15 protein-coding genes and 1 pseudogene are annotated in these 16,587 nt (G+C 69.1%); 5 read left to right on the top strand and 11 right to left on the bottom strand.

Translation table 11 applies throughout. The features are described from left to right. Positions 1 to 72: 72 nt before the first annotated feature. Positions 73 to 495, top strand: a complete 423-nt coding sequence (gene msrB / locus ABD255_RS10830) for a peptide-methionine (R)-S-oxide reductase MsrB (RefSeq protein WP_344212524.1) — start codon at positions 73 to 75, stop codon at positions 493 to 495. A gap of 31 nt (positions 496 to 526) precedes the next feature. Here the strand turns inward: msrB and ABD255_RS10825 are convergent, their stop codons facing one another. Genes ABD255_RS10825 through hemE form a run of 5 tightly spaced genes read right to left on the bottom strand, consistent with a single transcriptional unit; the run spans position 527 to position 4,631 of the window. Further along, positions 527 to 904 (bottom strand): VOC family protein, encoded by a 378-nt coding sequence (locus tag ABD255_RS10825; RefSeq protein ID WP_344212522.1) that lies wholly within the window; start codon positions 902 to 904, stop codon positions 527 to 529. Between the two features lie 3 nt (positions 905 to 907). Further along, on the bottom strand, positions 908 to 1,609 hold the full coding sequence (gene hemQ, locus ABD255_RS10820; protein ID WP_344212520.1) for a hydrogen peroxide-dependent heme synthase: 702 nt from the start codon (positions 1,607 to 1,609) through the stop codon (positions 908 to 910). Further along, complete coding sequence (gene hemG / locus ABD255_RS10815) at positions 1,606 to 3,009, bottom strand: protoporphyrinogen oxidase (protein ID WP_344213852.1); 1,404 nt, start codon at positions 3,007 to 3,009, stop codon at positions 1,606 to 1,608. Before hemG ends, hemQ begins: the two co-directional genes overlap by 4 nt. 40 nt (positions 3,010 to 3,049) lie before the next feature. Beyond that, a complete protein-coding gene (locus tag ABD255_RS10810; protein WP_344212518.1) occupies positions 3,050 to 3,553 on the bottom strand; it encodes a GNAT family N-acetyltransferase in 504 nt (167 codons plus the stop codon). Beyond that, positions 3,546 to 4,631, bottom strand: a complete 1,086-nt coding sequence (hemE, locus tag ABD255_RS10805; RefSeq protein WP_344212516.1) for a uroporphyrinogen decarboxylase — start codon at positions 4,629 to 4,631, stop codon at positions 3,546 to 3,548. Before hemE ends, ABD255_RS10810 begins: the two co-directional genes overlap by 8 nt. Positions 4,632 to 4,786: 155 nt before the next feature. Between hemE and ABD255_RS10800 the strand changes: the two are divergent. Together ABD255_RS10800 and ABD255_RS10795 are read left to right on the top strand one after the other, a co-directional pair. Then, positions 4,787 to 5,389 (top strand): annotated as a pseudogene (locus ABD255_RS10800) (DUF3000 domain-containing protein). After that, positions 5,386 to 6,675, top strand: coding sequence for an HRDC domain-containing protein (locus ABD255_RS10795; protein ID WP_344212514.1), 1,290 nt, complete (start codon positions 5,386 to 5,388; stop codon positions 6,673 to 6,675). The pseudogene ABD255_RS10800 and the gene ABD255_RS10795 overlap by 4 nt, the downstream one beginning before the upstream one ends. 3 nt (positions 6,676 to 6,678) lie before the next feature. Here the strand turns inward: ABD255_RS10795 and ABD255_RS10790 are convergent, their stop codons facing one another. From ABD255_RS10790 to ABD255_RS10780, 3 genes are read right to left on the bottom strand one after another with little or no spacing between them, the layout of a single operon-like run. Continuing rightward, positions 6,679 to 7,164: a glutathione peroxidase gene (locus tag ABD255_RS10790; RefSeq protein ID WP_344212512.1), complete on the bottom strand. Its 486-nt coding sequence runs from the start codon at positions 7,162 to 7,164 to the stop codon at positions 6,679 to 6,681. Between the two features lie 8 nt (positions 7,165 to 7,172). Beyond that, complete coding sequence (locus ABD255_RS10785) at positions 7,173 to 7,853, bottom strand: dienelactone hydrolase family protein (RefSeq protein WP_344212510.1); 681 nt, start codon at positions 7,851 to 7,853, stop codon at positions 7,173 to 7,175. Positions 7,854 to 7,886: 33 nt separating this feature from the next. After that, positions 7,887 to 8,549, bottom strand: coding sequence for a hypothetical protein (locus ABD255_RS10780; protein WP_344212508.1), 663 nt, complete (start codon positions 8,547 to 8,549; stop codon positions 7,887 to 7,889). Positions 8,550 to 8,720: 171 nt separating this feature from the next. Between ABD255_RS10780 and ABD255_RS10775 the strand changes: the two genes are divergently transcribed. Together ABD255_RS10775 and ABD255_RS10770 are read left to right on the top strand one after the other, a co-directional pair. Next, entirely contained in the window at positions 8,721 to 9,920 is a 1,200-nt protein-coding gene (locus tag ABD255_RS10775) for a thiolase family protein (protein ID WP_344212506.1), read from the top strand. Next, positions 9,917 to 12,031 (top strand): 3-hydroxyacyl-CoA dehydrogenase NAD-binding domain-containing protein, encoded by a 2,115-nt coding sequence (locus ABD255_RS10770; protein ID WP_344212504.1) that lies wholly within the window; start codon positions 9,917 to 9,919, stop codon positions 12,029 to 12,031. The genes ABD255_RS10775 and ABD255_RS10770 overlap by 4 nt, the downstream gene beginning before the upstream one ends. 75 nt (positions 12,032 to 12,106) lie before the next feature. On the opposite strand, the gene ABD255_RS10765 is transcribed toward ABD255_RS10770, so the two are convergent. The 3 genes from ABD255_RS10765 to ABD255_RS10755 form a co-directional block, all read right to left on the bottom strand. Then, entirely contained in the window at positions 12,107 to 13,408 is a 1,302-nt protein-coding gene (locus tag ABD255_RS10765; RefSeq protein ID WP_344212502.1) for a hypothetical protein, read from the bottom strand. Positions 13,409 to 13,599: 191 nt separating this feature from the next. Beyond that, a complete protein-coding gene (locus tag ABD255_RS10760; RefSeq protein WP_344212500.1) occupies positions 13,600 to 15,081 on the bottom strand; it encodes an APC family permease in 1,482 nt (493 codons plus the stop codon). A gap of 71 nt (positions 15,082 to 15,152) precedes the next feature. Next, positions 15,153 to 16,520, bottom strand: coding sequence for a gluzincin family metallopeptidase (locus ABD255_RS10755; protein WP_344212498.1), 1,368 nt, complete (start codon positions 16,518 to 16,520; stop codon positions 15,153 to 15,155). Positions 16,521 to 16,587 lie beyond the last annotated feature (67 nt).

Here is a 16,587-nt window from a genome sequence, read left to right as displayed (position 1 = left end):
ACTTGAGCAGCCGCCGATAATGGAGAGGAGCCGGATTCCCCAGGGGTCCGGCTCCTCGACTGAGGAGGACGCATGACAGACAGCAGCACCAGGCAGTACGCCGTACAGAAGTCCGACGAGGAGTGGCGGGCCCAGCTGTCGCCGGCGGAGTTCCAGGTACTGCGCAAGGCGGGCACCGAGCGGCCGTTCACCGGTGAGTACACCGACAGCAAGACCGTCGGTGTCTACAAGTGCCGGGCCTGTGACGCGGAGTTGTTCCGCAGCGAGACCAAGTTCGACTCGCACTGCGGCTGGCCGTCGTTCTTCGCGCCGCTGGCCGAGGACCGGGTGGAGTACATCGAGGACCGCGCGCTCGGCATGAAGCGGGTCGAGGTCCGCTGCGCCAACTGCGGCTCGCACCTCGGCCACGTCTTCGAGGGCGAGGGCTACGGCACCCCCACCGACCTGCGCTACTGCATCAACTCCGTCAGCCTCTCGCTGGCTCCGGCGGAGTAGTTCAGAGCGGAGCAGCTCGGAGCGGAGCAGCTCAGATCGGCTTGGCGAGGGCCACTGGGTTGTTGTCCGGGTCGGAGATGTAGGCCTGGCGTTCACCCCAGGGCATCGTGGCCGGCTCCTGGAGGACCGGGTAGCCGGCCGCGCGGAAGGTCTCCACGTCACCGTCGACGTCGTCGACGTACACGAACAGCTCGAAGCGCGGCGCGGTGCCGACGGTGATGCCGAGCTGCGCCTCCGGCCAGCCGGAGTCGGCGATGCCCAGGGAGGACTCGCCGCGCTCCAGACCGACGTAGTGCGGGTCACCCTCGAGCGGAAACTGGTACCGCGACTCATAGCCGAGCAGGGCGTAGAACTCGACCGACCGGCGCACGTTGGTCACGTACAGGACCGGGAAGGCTTTGCGCTCCATCGATCAGGCCAGGTTGGCGATCAGCTCGCCGAGCTCGGCCCGCTTGCCGGTGTAGAAGGGGATTTCCTCCCGCACGTGCCGCCGGGCCGTGGACGCGCGCAGGTCGCGCATCAGGTCAACCATCCGGTGCAGTTCGTCCGCCTCGAACGCCAGCATCCACTCGTAGTCGCCGAGCGCGAACGACGCGACCGTGTTGGCCCGTACGTCGGGGTAGCTGCGGGCCATCTTCCCGTGCTCGGCGAGCATGAAGCGGCGCTCCTCGTCCGGCAGCAGGTACCACTCGTACGAGCGCACGAACGGATAGACGCATACGTACGCGCGCGGCTCCTCGTCGGCCAGGAACGCCGGGATATGGCTCTTGTTGAACTCGGCCGGCCGGTGCAGCGCGAGCTGCGACCAGATCGGCGCCAGGTGCCGCCCGAGCCGGGAGCGACGCAGCGCGTGGTACGCCTTCTGCAGCGCGTCCGAGGTCGGCGCGTGCCACCAGACCAGGAAGTCGGCGTCGGCGCGGAATCCCTCGACGTCGTACCAGCCGCGGATCACCACATCCTCGTCGGCCAGGAGCTTCGCCGTGACCTCCGCCAGCTCAGTGGCCAACTCGTCGCGGTCCGCGTCGCCCAGCGGCGTCTCCACCTTGAAGACCGACCACATGGTGTAGCGGATCACATTGTTCAGCTCGCGCGCCTTCGGCTTCGTCTCGGTCACCTGGCCATTGTCGCCAATGCGTCCAGGTGAGCCTGCACCCGGGTTGCCGCCTTGCTGGCCGAGGCCACACAAGCAGCGATCCCCACCCCCCTGTACGCCGCTCCGCAGACCGCCAGCCCCGGCTGTTCCGCTACAGCGGCTTCCACTCGATCAACCCGGTCCAAGTGCCCCACGGCGTACTGCGGAAGGCCTCCGCCCCACCTGGTGACTAGGGAGCCCACTACAGGGGCCTCCAGGCCAATCGCCTTCTGCAGATCGGCTGCTGCGAGTGCGGCTAGCTCCTCATCCGACCGCTGGAGCACGTACTCCTCGCCGAGCCGCCCAACCGAGCAACGCAGTACTGCGAGGTCTCCCCCGGCCTCGGCGGACCACTGCCACTTGGCGTGCGAGTACGTCGAGGCCTTGATCGTGCGGCCCTCTACGGACGGCACGAGGAAGCCGGAACCGCTCGCGCCCGATGGCCAGTCCTCCTTGCGGACAGCGAGTGTGACGATCGCCATACTCGCGTAGGCGATGTCAGCCAGGTCAGTAGACGCCTGAGGGGCCACCTCCGCGAGCATGCGGGCTGCTGGGGACGCAGGAACGGCTACAACGATCGCGTCGGCCTGCAGGAGGGACGGAGCAGGTACTGGGCCTGTCTCCAGCTCGTAGCCGGTCTCAGTGCTGCGTATGCGGCGTACGGTCGCGCTGCGGTGGATCTGCACGCCGCGGGCTGCGAGGTCGGCTTCCAGCGCAGTGATGAGGCGGTTGATGCCGCCGCGGATGCCGGCGAAGACCGGAATGCCCTCGGCGTTGCGGCGCTGGCCGGTCTCCCGCATCTCTGCGGTGGCGGCGAGCAGGCTGGGCGCGGTACGGAGCTTGGCGTAGAGCTCGGGAACGGCTGCGGCGAGGGAGATCTCCTCGGCGCGGCCTGCGTACACACCGCCCAACAGAGGATCTACCAACCGGTTGGTTACAGCTTGGCCCATGCGGTCGGCTACGAAGGGGCCGATCGCGACGTCTTCGGTGAGCGCCGGCTCGGGGAGTTCCCGCTCATGGGCAACCTGCTCGGCCGCCTCCTCACCGAGGACATCGACGGTCGACGCGGGGTCGGTCGGTACGCCCATGACGGTTGGCGGGATGGCCCGGATCTTGTCGCCGATCCAGAGCCCGGCCGAGGTCGTTGCCGGGTGCACCAGGTCGTCGGACAGCCCGACCGCGCGGATCAGGTCGACGGCCTCGGGGCGCCTGGCGAGCACGGACTCCGCGCCCAGATCGACCGGAACGCCTTCGAGTTCGGCCCCCGCGAGCTTGCCGCCGAGCCGAGGGGAGGACTCCACGACGGTGATCCGAGGCGGATTCGGCCTACTCGCCAGCGCGTAAGCCGCCGCCAACCCGCTGATCCCGCCACCTACGACCACTACCGACCTAGGCTCCACGCCCCCATCACAACAGACGGTGTCAGGCGGTCAGTTGCCGGGTGTAGAAGACCTGTGGCTCGTCACCGGCCACGACTTCCCCGGTCTGCACGAAGCCCGCGCGGAGCAGCACTGCCTGCGACGCCTTGTTACGGGCCGAGGTCCCCGCCCGCAGGCTGGTCAGCCCGTACTGCGCTGCCGCCAACTCGAGCACCTTCCCAACGGCCGCCGTGGCGACTCCCCGGCCGGCCGCCTTCTCCGCGATCCGGTAGCCGAACTCAGCCGACCCGTCCGCGAGATCCACCAGGTTCACCCGGCCGATCACCTGGTCGCCGTCCAGTACGAGGTGGAACTGGATCGTCCCGACCTCCTGCTCCGACAGCAGCGCCGCGTGCCGGGCGGGGAACTCGGTGAAGTAGTCGTCCCCGCGGTCCTTCACCGACGCCGCGAAGTACGCCCGGTTCTCCACCTCGAAGGCGAGCACCGCCTCCGCATGCTCAGCAGCCAGCCGCTCGATCCGCAGTCCGTCGGGCAACCCGTCAGCCATGCTTCGACTTCTCGTGGACCGCACGCACGACCTGGTGCAAGACCTCGGGATCCGTGCTCGGAGGGACCCCGTGGCCGAGGTTGAAGATGTGGCCGGGGGCGGCCTTGCCCTCGGCCAGGATCCGGTCGATCTCCGGCTCGATGGCGTCCCAGCCGGCGAACAGCAGAGCCGGGTCGAGGTTGCCCTGGACCGGCTTGGCCGGAGTCCCGTCCGCGGTAATCCGGCGGACCGCCTCATCCAGCGGGACCCGCCAGTCGACACCGACCACGTCGGCGCCGGCCGCGCTCATCAGCCCGAGCAACTCGCCCGTGTTCACCCCGAAGTGCAACCGCGGTACGCCGTACTGCGCCAGCGCGTCGAACACCTTCGCCGAGTGCGGCTGGACGAACTCCGCGTAGTCCCGCGGCGACAGCGCGCCCGCCCACGAGTCGAACAACTGGATCGCCGAGGCGCCCGCCTCGATCTGCACCGACAGATACGCGATCGCCACGTCGGCGAGCCGGTCGGCCAGCGCGTGCCACAGCTTCGGGTCGCCGTGCATCAACGCCTTCGTCTTCGCGTGGTCCTTGCTCGGCCCACCCTCGACCAGGTACGACGCGACGGTGAACGGCGCTCCCGCGAACCCGATCAGTGGCGTGCCACCGAGCCGGGAGACCAACTCCTGGACCGACTCGGTGATGTACGTGACGTCGGCGGGCGTCACCGGCCGTACCGGGTCGAGGTCCTCCAGTGACCGGACCGGCGAGGCGACGACCGGGCCGACGCCGGGCTGGATCTCCAGGTCGACGCCGACGGCCTTGAGCGGCAGCACGATGTCGGAGAAGAAGATCGCGGCGTCGACACCGTAACGGCGTACCGGCTGCAGCGTTATCTCCACGACGAGGTCGGGACGCATGCAGGACTCGAGCATCGTCGTGCCCGCGCGGATCGCCCGGTACTCCGGGAGCGAGCGGCCCGCCTGGCGCATGAACCAGACAGGCGTGTGCGGCACCGACTCACCCCGGGCCGCACGGAGGAAGGCGGAGTTCTCGAGAGCGTCGGCAGCGGTGGGTGATTGAGGCGATTGCGTCACGGGCACAAGACCGATGATCCCACGGGTCTCAGACCTGCTCACTCGCGGTCACGGGAGAGCAAGCCCCGTGACCACGCCGGTGCCGGAGGGCCGGCCGTCAAACCCTGTCACCGGCGCGTCGTCACCGGCGTCGGTGAGTAATCAGTCGTAGGCTGCCAAGCATGGGTGCCCGCAAGCAGGTCGACGCGCCACCCGCGGAGTTCGCCGAGGCCCTGACGCAACTGCGTGAGGCCCGGTTCCGGCCCGAGGTTTTCGTCGAGGAGATGCCCGCACCGCAGCGGATCGCACCGCACGCGGCCGCGGTCAGCGCTGACGTGACGGTCGACGGTGACGATGTCGCCACCGGCCGCCTGGTCGTCCTCTACGACCCGGCCGGGAACGACGCCTGGCAGTAGACCTTCCGCTGTGTCGCGTACGTGCGCGCTGCCGTCGAGCCGGAGATGGTGACGGACGCGCTGCTCGGTGGCGTGGGCTGGACCTGGCTGATGGAGGCTCTGGCCGACCGGGGCGCGGACTACTTGGCGCCGAGCGGTACCGTCACTCGGGTGGTGTCCGAGAGTTTCGGCGGAATGGCCGATGACGAAGCAACGGCGGAAATCGAGATCCGTGCGTCCTGGAGCCCTGTGCCCGGGCCGGACGGAGCGCTCGACGTGACCCGTCATGCCGAGGCGTGGGGCGAGGTGCTCTGCACCGCGGCCGGACTGCCGCCGGTTCCGCCGGGGGTGGTCGCGATGCCGACCCGGCGCGGTCAGCGGGGCCGATGAGCCCGGCCGAGACCCAGCAGCAGCCGCCCGTCCCGGACGACCCGACCGAGAACCTGCCACTGCTCGAACTGCGCGACGGACTCTCCGACGTCGTCGAGACCGACTCCGCCCTGACCGAGGTGGTCGAGGCGTTCGGGTCCGGCACCGGCCCGGTGGCCGTCGACGCCGAACGCGCGTCCGGCTATCGGTACTCGCACCGCGCCTACCTGGTCCAGTTGCGCCGGGAGGGATCCGGTTCCGCACTGGTCGACCCGATCCCGTTCGGTGACCTGTCCGCGCTCGGCGACGCGATCATCGACGCTGAGTGGATCATCCACGCGGCCAACCAGGATCTGGCCTGTCTGGCCGAGGTCGGGATGGTTCCGCGCACCGTTTTCGACACCGAACTCGCCGGCCGCCTGCTCGGCTATCCCAAGGTCGGGCTGGCCTCGCTCGTGAGCGAAGTGCTCGGCTACAAGATGCGCAAGGAGCACTCGGCGGCGGACTGGTCGACCCGGCCGCTGCCCGGGCCCTGGCTGATCTACGCCGCGCTCGACGTGGAAATGCTGATCGAGTTGCGCAACGCGATCGAGGCCGAGCTGCGGCGCGAAGGCAAGTGGGAGTGGGCGCAGCAGGAGTTCACCGCGATCCTGAACGCGCCGCCGCGTGAGCCGAAGCCGGACCCGTGGCGGCGTACGTCCGGGATGCACCGGGTGCGCAACCGCCGCAGTCTCGCCGTGGTCCGTGCGCTCTGGCAGGCTCGCGACCAGATCGCCGAGTCCGCCGACATCTCCCCCGGTCGCATCCTGCCGGACGCCGCGATCGTCGAGGCCGCCGCGGCGATGCCCGTCGACCGCGACACGCTGCAGCGCCTCACCGCCTTCAAGGGCCGCGGCGCTCACCGCCACATGCGTACGTGGTGGGAGGCGATCGACCACGCCCGCCGCCTGCCCGAGGCGGAGTTGCCGAAGCAAGGCCCGCGGTACGACGGCCCGCCGCCTGCCCGCGCCTGGGCCGACCGCGACCCCGACGCCGCCGCACGCCTGTCCGCCGCCCGCTCGGCCGTGAGCGAGATCGCGGAGGCCCACCGGCTCCCGACCGAGAACCTGCTGTCCCCCGACACCATCCGCCGCCTCGCCTGGACTCCCCCGCCGGACGCGGACCTGGAGGTCGTCAGCACCTTCCTTCGCGAGCACGGCGCCCGCGAGTGGCAGATCGGCCTGACCGCGCAGGTCCTGACCGACGCCATCGCCACCGAGGCCGCGCCCGCCGAACCGCTCGACACCCCCGCCGAACCGCTCGACTGAGTACTACGGCAGGTTCGTCTCGATCTGGCTGGTGATCTCGTCGGACTCCGGCTGCACGTTCGGCCGGAAGCGAGCGGCGACCGTGCCCGCGGGAGTCACCAGGAACTTCTCGAAGTTCCACTGGACGTCACCGGCGGCACCTGCGGCGTCCGGGGTCGCCGTGAGTTCGGAGTACAGGGCGTGCCGGCCTTCGCCGTTGACCTCGAGCTTCGCCAGCATCGGGAAGGTGACGCCGTACGTCATCGAGCAGAACGTCTCGATCTCCTCAGCCGAACCGGGCTCCTGGCCGCCGAACTGGTTGCACGGCACGCCGAGCACCGTGAAGCCGCGGTCCTCGTAGCGCTTCTGCAGGCGCTCCAGCCCTTCGTACTGCGGGGTCAGGCCGCACTTGGAGGCGACGTTGACCACGAGCACGGCCTTGCCCTTGTACTCCGCGAGGGAAGTGTCGGCGCCGGACAGCGTGTGCAACGGGATGTCGTACAGGCTCATGGAGCTCCTCAAACAGTGGGCAGATGACGGGACAGGAAGGACTCGGTACGGCTCCACGCGAGCGCTGAGGCCTCGGCGTGGTGGAAGGCAGGCATGGGGTTGTCGAAGGCGTGGCCGGCGCCGGGGTACCGGCAGATCTCGTTGTAGGGCCCGTCCACGGCCGCGACGATCTTGTCGACCACTTCGGTGCTCAGGTAGTCGTCGGCGTCGCCGAAGTGGTGCAGGCTCACCGCATCCACCTGCGGCGCCAGGTCCATCAACTGCGGGAGCGCAGAGCCGTAGTAGCTCACCAGAACGTCAGGCGACGACTCGGCGGCCACGTTGAACCCCAGTCCGCCGCCGAAGCAGAACCCGACGACGCCCACGCCCTCGTCCCGGCCGCGCAGGTACTCGACCGCGGCGACCGAGTCCGACACCGCCGTCGACCAGTCGAGGCGGCTCGTGATCGCCACCGCCTGGTCGAGTACGTCGGGCGCGGATTCGTCCAGCGACGTGTCGTCCAGGCGCCAGTAGATCTCCGGCGCCACGACGAAGTAGCCGAGCCCGGCCAGGTCCTCGGCTCGCTGCTTGATGTAGCTGGAGACTCCGAAGATCTCCTGGAGCAGCAGCAAGCCGGGCCCAGATCCGCCGGCAGGTTCCCACACGTGTGCCGGCATCAGTCCCGAGCCGGTATCGATCTCCAAAGCCACACAGTGGAGCCTACGTCGGCCCGGCGACAGGTCCTATCTGACCTTGACCGACTCCCGCTGAACAACCGGCGCCGGAGCGGGCATCCACGCCTTGGCCTCGGCGATGGCCGCCTCCAGCAGGTCGTAGAGCCGCTCGTCCGGGTTCGTGATGCACGCCTGGGAGATGCCCTCCACTGCGCACGACACGGCCCGTGGAGCCGTCCGCCGGGCGAAGTCCGGGTTCCCGCGGTGCGGCCGAGCAGTGAAGGTCCTCGCCCACTTGGTGGCCGCCGGTACGGAGTCCAGCGCCTCCTGCGAGGCAGGCTCCAAACTGTCGAAGGGACGCCCGTCCAGCACGGCCAGGTTCCGCTCCCCCACCAGCAGACCCACCGCCAGGATGTACTGGCGCTCCTGCGAGACCACTGGCAGCGCGTGCTGGATGCACACGGCTGTGATTCGCGGTACGACGTGCGGGTCGTCGGGGACCAGGCCGATGACCGAAGGAATCATCGGAGCCAGCCGAGCCCGGCCGGCGTCCGTCGTACAGTCGTTGACGTCGCGGGCCACTCCGGCCAGCAGCGGGTGGGTGCAACTCGGGTGGTCGGACCACGGTTCGCCCGCGAGGTACGACGCGAACTCCATGAAGCAGGCGCCCTTGCGGGGGTTTCGGTGCTTGCCCCGGGACAGGATCGGGACAGTGAGATCGAAGTTGTTCATTGCGGCTCCTGAGACGCTCCTGCTCCCAGAATGCGCCTGAAAGCTCCGGGATGCCACGGGTAATTCGCCACCGCTTGTGAGCAGCGGCACAGGCGCGCCGTCTTGGGGCGATGTGTTACCGACGGGTAGCATCATTCCTGCTCCCACTCCGGAAAGACTAGGAGGGCCCCCGTGCCCCGTGAGATCCGCGATGTCGTGTTCGTCGACGGCGTTCGCACCCCGTTCGGCAAGGCCAAGGGCCAGTACGCCGAGACGCGGGCCGACGACCTGGTGATCAAGTGCATCCGGGAACTGCTGCGACGCAACCCGTCGCTGCCCCCGGAGAGGGTGGAAGAGGTCGCCATCGCGGCCACCACCCAGATCGGCGACCAGGGCCTGACTATCGGCCGGACCGCGGCGCTGCTGGCGGGCCTGCCGAACACCACCCCGGGCTACGCCATCGACCGGATGTGCGCGGGCGCGATGACCGCCGTCACCACCACCGCCGCCGGCATCGCGTTCGGCGCGTACGACGTGGTCGTGGCGGGCGGGGTCGAGCACATGGGCCGGCACCCGATGGGCGAGGGCGTCGACCCGAACCCGCGGATCATCTCCGAGAAGCTGGTCGACACCTCCGCGCTGGTGATGGGCTCCACCGCCGAGAACCTGCACGACCGGTTCCCGGGCATCACCAAGGAGCGCACCGACGCGTTCGCCGTCGCCTCCCAGGAGCGTGCCGCCAAGGCGTACGCGAACGACCTGATCCAGCCGGACCTGGTCCCGATCGCGACCCGCTCGGCCGAGCTCGGCTGGGGCTACGCGACCACCGACGAGCCGATGCGCCCGGGCACCACGATGGAGGATCTGGCGAAGCTGAAGACGCCGTTCCGCCCGCACGGCCGGGTCACGGCCGGCAACTCCGCGGGCATCAACGACGGCGCCACGGCCTGCCTGCTCACCTCGGCCGAGGCGGCCGAGGAGCTCGGCCTCGAGCCGAAGATGAAGCTGGTCTCCTACGGCTTCGTCGGCGTCGAGCCCGAGGTGATGGGCATCGGCCCGGTCCCCGCGACCGAGAAGGCGCTGAAGATGGCCGGCCTGACCATCGACGACATCCAGGCCTTCGAGGTGAACGAGGCGTTCGCCGTCCAGGTGCTGGCGTTCCTCGAGCACTACGGCATCGCCGACGACGACCCTCGGGTCAACCCGTACGGCGGCGCGATCGCCTACGGCCATCCGCTGGCCTCGTCCGGCGTCCGGCTGATGAACCAGTTGGCCAAGCAGTTCGAGCAGCGCCCGGAGGTCCGGTACGGCCTGACCACCATGTGCGTCGGCCTCGGCATGGGCGGCACCATCATCTGGGAGAACCCGAACTTCGAGGGGAACAAGGCATGAGCCTCCAGGACCTGATCGACCAGGCGGTCGCGATCGAGACCGACGAGGTCGTCACGTCGGCGCCGAGCCGCGACGTCGTGCTGCCGAACAAGGCCGGCACGATGGCTCTGATCACCCTCGACAACGGCCACGACCACACCAAGCCGAACACCTTCGGCCCGAAGGGTCTGGCCGAGCTGAACAAGGCGATCGACGCCGCGCTGGCTCGCGAGGACGTCGTCGCCATCGGTGTCACCGGCAAGCCGTTCATCCTGGCGGCCGGCGCCGACCTGACCGGCGTACCGAAGCTGACCGACCGGGAGCAGGCGCTCAACCTGGGCAAGATCGGCCACGGGGTGATGCGGAAACTGCAGGACGGTGGCAAGCCGTCGTTCGCCTTCGTGAACGGTGTCGCGCTGGGCGGCGGCCTCGAGGTGGCGCTGCACGCGCAGTACCGGACGGTCTCGGTCGCGGCCGGGATGCTCTCGACTCCCGAGGTCTTCCTCGGCCTGATCCCGGGCTGGGGCGGCAACTTCCTGCTGCCGAACCTGATCGGCGCCGACAAGGCCGTCAAGGTCGTGGTCGAGAACGCCCTCAACCAGAACAAGATGCTCAGCGGTCCCGAGGCGGTGAAGTTCGGCATCGGTGACGTCCTGCTGGACTCGGCCGACTTCCTCGAGCAGTCGCTGCTGTGGGCGAGCAAGGTGCTCACCGGCGAGGTCACGGTCGACCGTCCCGAGATCGACCGCGGTGACGCCTGGGACGCTGCTGTTGCCCGCGGCAAGGGATTCGCCGACCTCAAGGTGAGCGGCGCGGCGCCGGCGCCGTACCGGGCGCTGGACTTGATCGCCGCGGCCAAGGACAACGATCGCGACCGAGGCTTCGCGGCCGAGGACGAGGCGCTCGCCGACCTGATCATGAGCGAGGAACTGCGCAGCGGTCTCTACGCGTTCGACCTGGTGAACAAGCGCGCCAAGCGTCCGGCCGGTGCGCCGGACAAGTCGCTCGCCCGCCCGGTGACCAAGGTCGGCGTCGTTGGTGCCGGCCTGATGGCGGGTCAGCTCGCGCTGCTGTTCGTACGCCGCCTCGAAATGCCCGTGGTGCTCACGGATCTCGACCAGGAGCGGGTGGACCGTGGCGTCGGCTACGTGCACGGCGAGATCGACAAGCTGCTCGGCAAGGGCCGGATCCGCCCGGACAAGGCCAACCAGCTGAAGGCGCTGGTCAGCGGATCGGTGGATCGCGCGGTCTTCGCCGACGCGGACTTCGTGATCGAGGCTGTCTTCGAGGAGCTGCAGCTGAAGAAGAGGATCTTCGCCGACCTGGAGAAGATCGTCCGCTCGGACGCCATCCTCGCGACCAACACCAGTTCGCTGTCGATCACCGAGATGGCCGCCGACCTGGAGCACCCCGAGCGGGTCGTCGGGTTCCACTTCTTCAACCCGGTCGCGGTGCTGCCGCTGCTGGAGATCATCCGGGCCGACCAGACCGACGACGCGTCGCTGGCGACGGCGTTCGCGGTCGGCAAGACGCTGAAGAAGTCCTGCGTGCTGGTCAAGGACGCGCCGGCCTTCGTGGTGAACCGGCTGCTGACCCGCTTCCTCGGCGAGGTCAGCGCGGCGGTCGACGAGGGCACGCCGATCCCGGCGGCGGACAAGGCACTGTCCGCGCTCGGCCTGCCGATGCCGCCGTTCGTGCTGCTGCAGTTGGTCGGCCTGCCGGTCGCGCTGCACGTCGCCGAGACGATGAACCGGGCCTACCCGGACCGCTTCGCCGTCTCCGCGAACCTGGCGAAGGTGGTTGCTGCCGGCAAGAGTTCCTTCTACGTCTGGAGCGCCGAGGGCAAGCCGTCGGTCGACCCGGAGGTCGAGGCGCTCGTCACCGTCGGGGACAAGCCGTCCACCGCCGAGGAGTTGCGCAGCCGGGTGCTCACCGCGCTGGCCGAGGAGATCCGGATCATGCTCGACGAGGGTGTCGTCGCGGAGGCGCAGGACATCGATCTGTGTCTGCTGCTCGGCGCCGGCTGGCCGTTCCACCTCGGCGGCATCACGCCGTACCTGGACCGCAGCGGGATCGCCGAGAAGGTCAACGGCAAGCGATTCCTCCCGAAGGGCGTTGCCAGCGTCGCCTGACCAAAAACTGCTGGGGGTCGGTGCGGCGCCGACCGTGTTTCGCAGTACAGGCCGCTCCGGCCCCCGGCAACCTGGTCAGCCCTTGAACTTCTTCACCGCGGCGGTGAGTTGCGCGGGGGTCTTGCCGGTGTGCTTCTTGATGATCGCCGCGTACGCCGCCGGGCTGGTGTTGTTCACCGCCAGGTCCGTGTAGAGCGCGGCCATCCCCTTCACACCCTCCGCATCCGCGAGGTACTCCGCCGCCCACCAGGACTGCCCGTACGAGCGGTCGCCGTTCGCGTTGAACTCGGCCTCGGTCGGCAACACCTTCATCGACGCCAGGTACTTCGTCCGTACCGTCTTGCGGTACGGGTCGACCGTCCACTGCGGGTCATCCTCGATGGAGTGACACCGGACGTACTCCGCGATGCCTTCGACCAGCCAGATCGGCGTACGGATCCCGATCGGCACGGTCGCGACATGTGTCATCTCGTGCGCGAGCAGGTCCTCGTCGAGGTCCTTGCGCACCGCGGGGTTGACCACGATCCGGCTGCCGACCGGAGTCGCCGTCCTGTCATCGCGCGGTTCCCCGTCGTACAAGGTGACCGCCTTCGCGGCGATCGTCCAGCCCTTGCCGTCGCCGGCGGTCCACTGCATCGACATCACCTGCGGTTCGGGCATCGCGACCACCATCACGGCACCGTCCCACCGCCGCGGCCAGTGCCGGCGGACACCCTTGACGGCCCCTTCGGACACCTCGGCGATCTCCCGGCCGAGCGCCGCCTCCTTCTTGTCGACCACCACCAGCACCTTGCCGCGGCGCAGTACGGTGATCGGCTGGAAATCCCACGGCTGGCGATGCCCGTCGCTGCTGAGCGCGGCGTCGATCGCATTGTCCGCTGCCAGCAGCCACCGGCCCGAGCGGTGCACGAAGGTGTAGCCGACGTCGGTCTGCACCGGCTTGGGGTCGAGCCCGGCCACCTGGTACCGCATCATCACCCGGGTCGAGTAGGCGTTCGGCCCGTACTTCGCCGCCACGGTCGAGTCCGTCTGCTCGTCGGCCAGGAAGTACTTGAGGGTGGTGAACCTGAACTGCCGGAGGTTCGTGAACAGCGTCTTCTGCCGCGCGACCAGTTTCGGTTGCTTCGGATCGACCGAGGCCAGGAAGCCCTTCAGGTCACCCCTGAGCACCGCGGTCGAGCGGCCGGCGACGATCGCGTCGAGTTGCTTCGTGCGGACCGCGGGATCGATTCCATCATTGGCGGGCGTTTGAGCCGCGGCCACGGAACCACCGGGCACGTCAACCTGGTCGGAGCGGGTCGCGACGAGGACCCCCGTAGTACCGGCGATGGCGAGCGCTACCACCCCCGCGAGCAGGCGTCCCCGCTGCTTCACCATTCTCGTGCTCTCTCCACCCGACCGACCCCTGTCCCAGCCGGACGGATCCTACCCCGTCCAACCTTTCGACGGACCGGTTCCGCCCTGCGACGCTCGGGCCATGACGGACTCCCCGACGCTCTGCACGACGAGATCCCCACCCGCGACGGCTTCTGGACGCAGCACCTGGAGCTAAGCCCTGGCGCCAGGCGCTAGGCCCTGGTGCTCTCGCCGGTGCGCTCGGACTCGCCGACGCGACTCTTGCGGTAGCCGTAGACGAAGTAGATGACGAAGCCGATGGCCATCCAGATCGCGAACCGCAGCCAGGTCTCCAGAGACAGGTTCAGCATCAGGTAGATGCAGATCAGCGCCGCCAGGATCGGCACCACCGGGTTCCCCGGGACCCGGAACGACCGCTGGATGTCGGGGCGGCGCTTGCGCAGCAGCGGCACGGCGATCGAGACGAGGGTGAACGCGGCCAGCGTGCCGATGTTCACCATCTCCTCCAGCTTGCCGATCGGCGTCACCCCGGCCACCACCGCGACGACCAGACCGATGCCCAGCGTCAGCCGGTACGGCGTACCGAACTTCGGGTGGGTGATGCCCAGCTTGGCGGGCACCAGGTGGTCCCGGCTCATCGCGAAGACGACCCGGGCGGCACCGATCATCAGCGTCAGCACCACGGTGGTGAGACCGGCGACCGCGCCCGCCGAGATCAGCGTGGCGAAACCGGGCCGGCCCACCGAGCGGAACGCCTCCGCCAGCGCGGCCTCGCTGCTGATGTCCTGGTAATTGACCATGCCGGTGATCACGATGCAGACCAGCACGTACAGCACCGTGCAGATCGCCAGCGAGCCGAGGATGCCGCGCGGCAGGTCGCGCTGCGGGTTCTTCGCCTCCTCGGCGGTGGTCGCGACCACGTCGAACCCGATGAACGCGAAGAACACCAGCGACGCACCGGAGACCAGGCCCATCACCCCGAAGGTCGAGGGCGTGAACCCGAACAGGGCCTGGAAGAGCGGGGTGGTGATGCTGACCTCGCCGCTCTCGGCCGGCACGCTCGGCGGGATGAACGGGGTCAGGTTGTCACCGTTGATGTAGAACAGGCCGGCCACGATCACGAACAGCACCACGAACAGCTTGACCGCGACCAGGACCAGGTTGACCCGTAGCGACTCCTTGATGCCGATCGTCGCCAGGATGGTCAGCACGATGATCAGCAGCATCGCCAGCACGTTGACGCTGCTGTCCGGGCCGATCGACTCCGGCCAGCCGAGGCCGATCTGGTCGAGGAACAAGGCGGCGTAGGTGGACCAGCCCTGGGCCACCACGCTCGCCCCGAGCATCAACTCGAGCAGCAGGTCCCAGCCGATGATCCAGGCGAAGATCTCGCCGAGGGAGAAGTAGGAGAACGTGTACGCCGAACCGGACACCGGCACGGTCGAGGAGAACTCCGCGTAGCACAGCGCGGCCAGCGCGCAGCAGATCGCCGCGAGCACGAACGACAGCGCGATACCGGGACCGGCGAAATCCTTGGCCGCGCGGCCGGTCAGCGTGAAGATGCCGGCGCCGATGATGACGCCGATGCCGAAGACGGTCAGGTCGACGGCGGTGAGTCGTTTCTTGAGCTGGTACTCCGGTTCGTCGGTGTCAGCGATCGATTGCTCGATCGTCTTCTTCCGCAACAGACTCATCTGGACGCCTCCTCGAGCTCGGACGGATCATCCGAGCGTGCCCGTCTGACGGCACGAGGTCAAACCGCCACTCAGCGTTGAGGTTCGTACTCTTTCAGGTAGATCCACAGCGTCGCCTCGGTGAATCCGGTCCGGGTCAGCAGGATCCGGTCGCGCGCCGCCTGGTCGGTTCCGTGCCGGGCGAGGTCCTCGTACAGTTCCGCCACGGCCGTCAGTCCGAGCCGCTGCACCAGGAAGCGGACGGCCAGCCAACTCACGCCGTACACGTCGGCGTTGTTGGAGTAGAAACCCAAGTCGGACGGCAGCGCCTGCAGCAGCGGCAGCGCCTCGTCGATGACCTCCTGCTCCCACTCGGCCACGTCGCCCGGGCCGCTGATCGCCTCGATCCCCCGCCACGACACGTACTCCGCCGCGCCCTCCGCCAGCCAGAGCGGCTCGTACCCGCCGAGGTCGGCGGTCGCGACGTGGGTGACCTCGTGCGACAGCAGGATCTCGTCGATCCGGTCGCGTTCCTTCGGGTTGATCACGATGTAGGCGCCGGCCACCGTGCCGTCAGCGGTGTCCTCACCAGGCAGCGAGGAGAAGGTGGAACCGGCGCTCGCGGCCGACTCGATGTCCTCGTCGGCGAACCGCGCGTCCCGGATCTCGGCCTCGTCGAGCGCCGCGATCAGGACCGATCCACGCCACTTGCGCGGCCAGTACGTCGTCACCTGGACCAGCGCCTCCCTGGCCTCGGTGACGATCGCGCGGCCGCGTCTGGTGTCGCCCTTCTCCACCACCACCAGCACCCGCGGCGCGCGGTGCACCTCGAAGCGACCCAGGTCCCAGACCTCCTGGTGCGCGCCTGGTCCGAGATCGTCGTCCAGGTCGGTGTCGTCGACGAGGATCCAGCGGCCGGCACGCTGGACGAAGGTGTAGCCGAGCTCTGTCGTCACCGGGGTCAGGTCGACCTGGTGGATCTGGTACCGCATCAGCACCCGAACCAGGTACGTCGAGGAGCCGTGCTCCTTCACCGCCACCTGGTCGAACCGCTCCTCGGCCTGGCTGTACCCGATCTCGTCCAGTCCCAGCTCGACGAGGTTCGCGAAGAGGATCTTCTGCTCCTGCCTCAGCTTCACGTTCGCCGGGTCGAGGTCCTGCAGGAACAGCCGCTCGTCGACGGTCCGGACGGCCTTGGCCCGGCGGAGCAGGAAGGTGTCGACGGCGAGCCGGCGAGCGGCCACGGCGGCGGCGGTCTTGGACGGCGGCCTGGTGCCCTGAGTGGGCTGGGCCGACACGGTCACGGACGGGACCGGCCTGGCCCGGGCATCCCGTTCCCGGTCGTGCACCGCGTAGCCGACACCACCGGAGACCAAGGCCACGACGACGATCAGGCCCAGCCAGCGGCGGGGCCCGTGGGGCGGAACCTGAGCGCCGGGCGGGGCGGCGCTAGGTGGCATCACACTCACGTCGGGTCGATTCCTCCGGTCCGCGCCCGTCTGTCACAGCCCGGCTACCCTACTCGGT

It is taken from the genome of Kribbella sancticallisti (genome assembly GCF_039530625.1).
GTDB lineage: Bacteria > Actinomycetota > Actinomycetes > Propionibacteriales > Kribbellaceae > Kribbella > Kribbella sancticallisti.
This window is presented reverse-complemented; position numbering and strand designations above follow the sequence as displayed.

Coding starts and splice junctions, on each gene's coding strand:
- msrB (WP_344212524.1), top strand. CDS start 73: ATGACAGACAGCAGCACCAGGCAGTACGCCGTACAGAAGTCCGACGAG.
- ABD255_RS10825 (WP_344212522.1), bottom strand. CDS start 904: ATGGAGCGCAAAGCCTTCCCGGTCCTGTACGTGACCAACGTGCGCCGG.
- ABD255_RS10810 (WP_344212518.1), bottom strand. CDS start 3,553: ATGGCTGACGGGTTGCCCGACGGACTGCGGATCGAGCGGCTGGCTGCT.
- ABD255_RS10795 (WP_344212514.1), top strand. CDS start 5,386: ATGAGCCCGGCCGAGACCCAGCAGCAGCCGCCCGTCCCGGACGACCCG.
- ABD255_RS10790 (WP_344212512.1), bottom strand. CDS start 7,164: ATGAGCCTGTACGACATCCCGTTGCACACGCTGTCCGGCGCCGACACT.
- ABD255_RS10780 (WP_344212508.1), bottom strand. CDS start 8,549: ATGAACAACTTCGATCTCACTGTCCCGATCCTGTCCCGGGGCAAGCAC.
- ABD255_RS10770 (WP_344212504.1), top strand. CDS start 9,917: ATGAGCCTCCAGGACCTGATCGACCAGGCGGTCGCGATCGAGACCGAC.
- ABD255_RS10765 (WP_344212502.1), bottom strand. CDS start 13,408: ATGGTGAAGCAGCGGGGACGCCTGCTCGCGGGGGTGGTAGCGCTCGCC.
- ABD255_RS10760 (WP_344212500.1), bottom strand. CDS start 15,081: ATGAGTCTGTTGCGGAAGAAGACGATCGAGCAATCGATCGCTGACACC.
- ABD255_RS10755 (WP_344212498.1), bottom strand. CDS start 16,520: ATGCCACCTAGCGCCGCCCCGCCCGGCGCTCAGGTTCCGCCCCACGGG.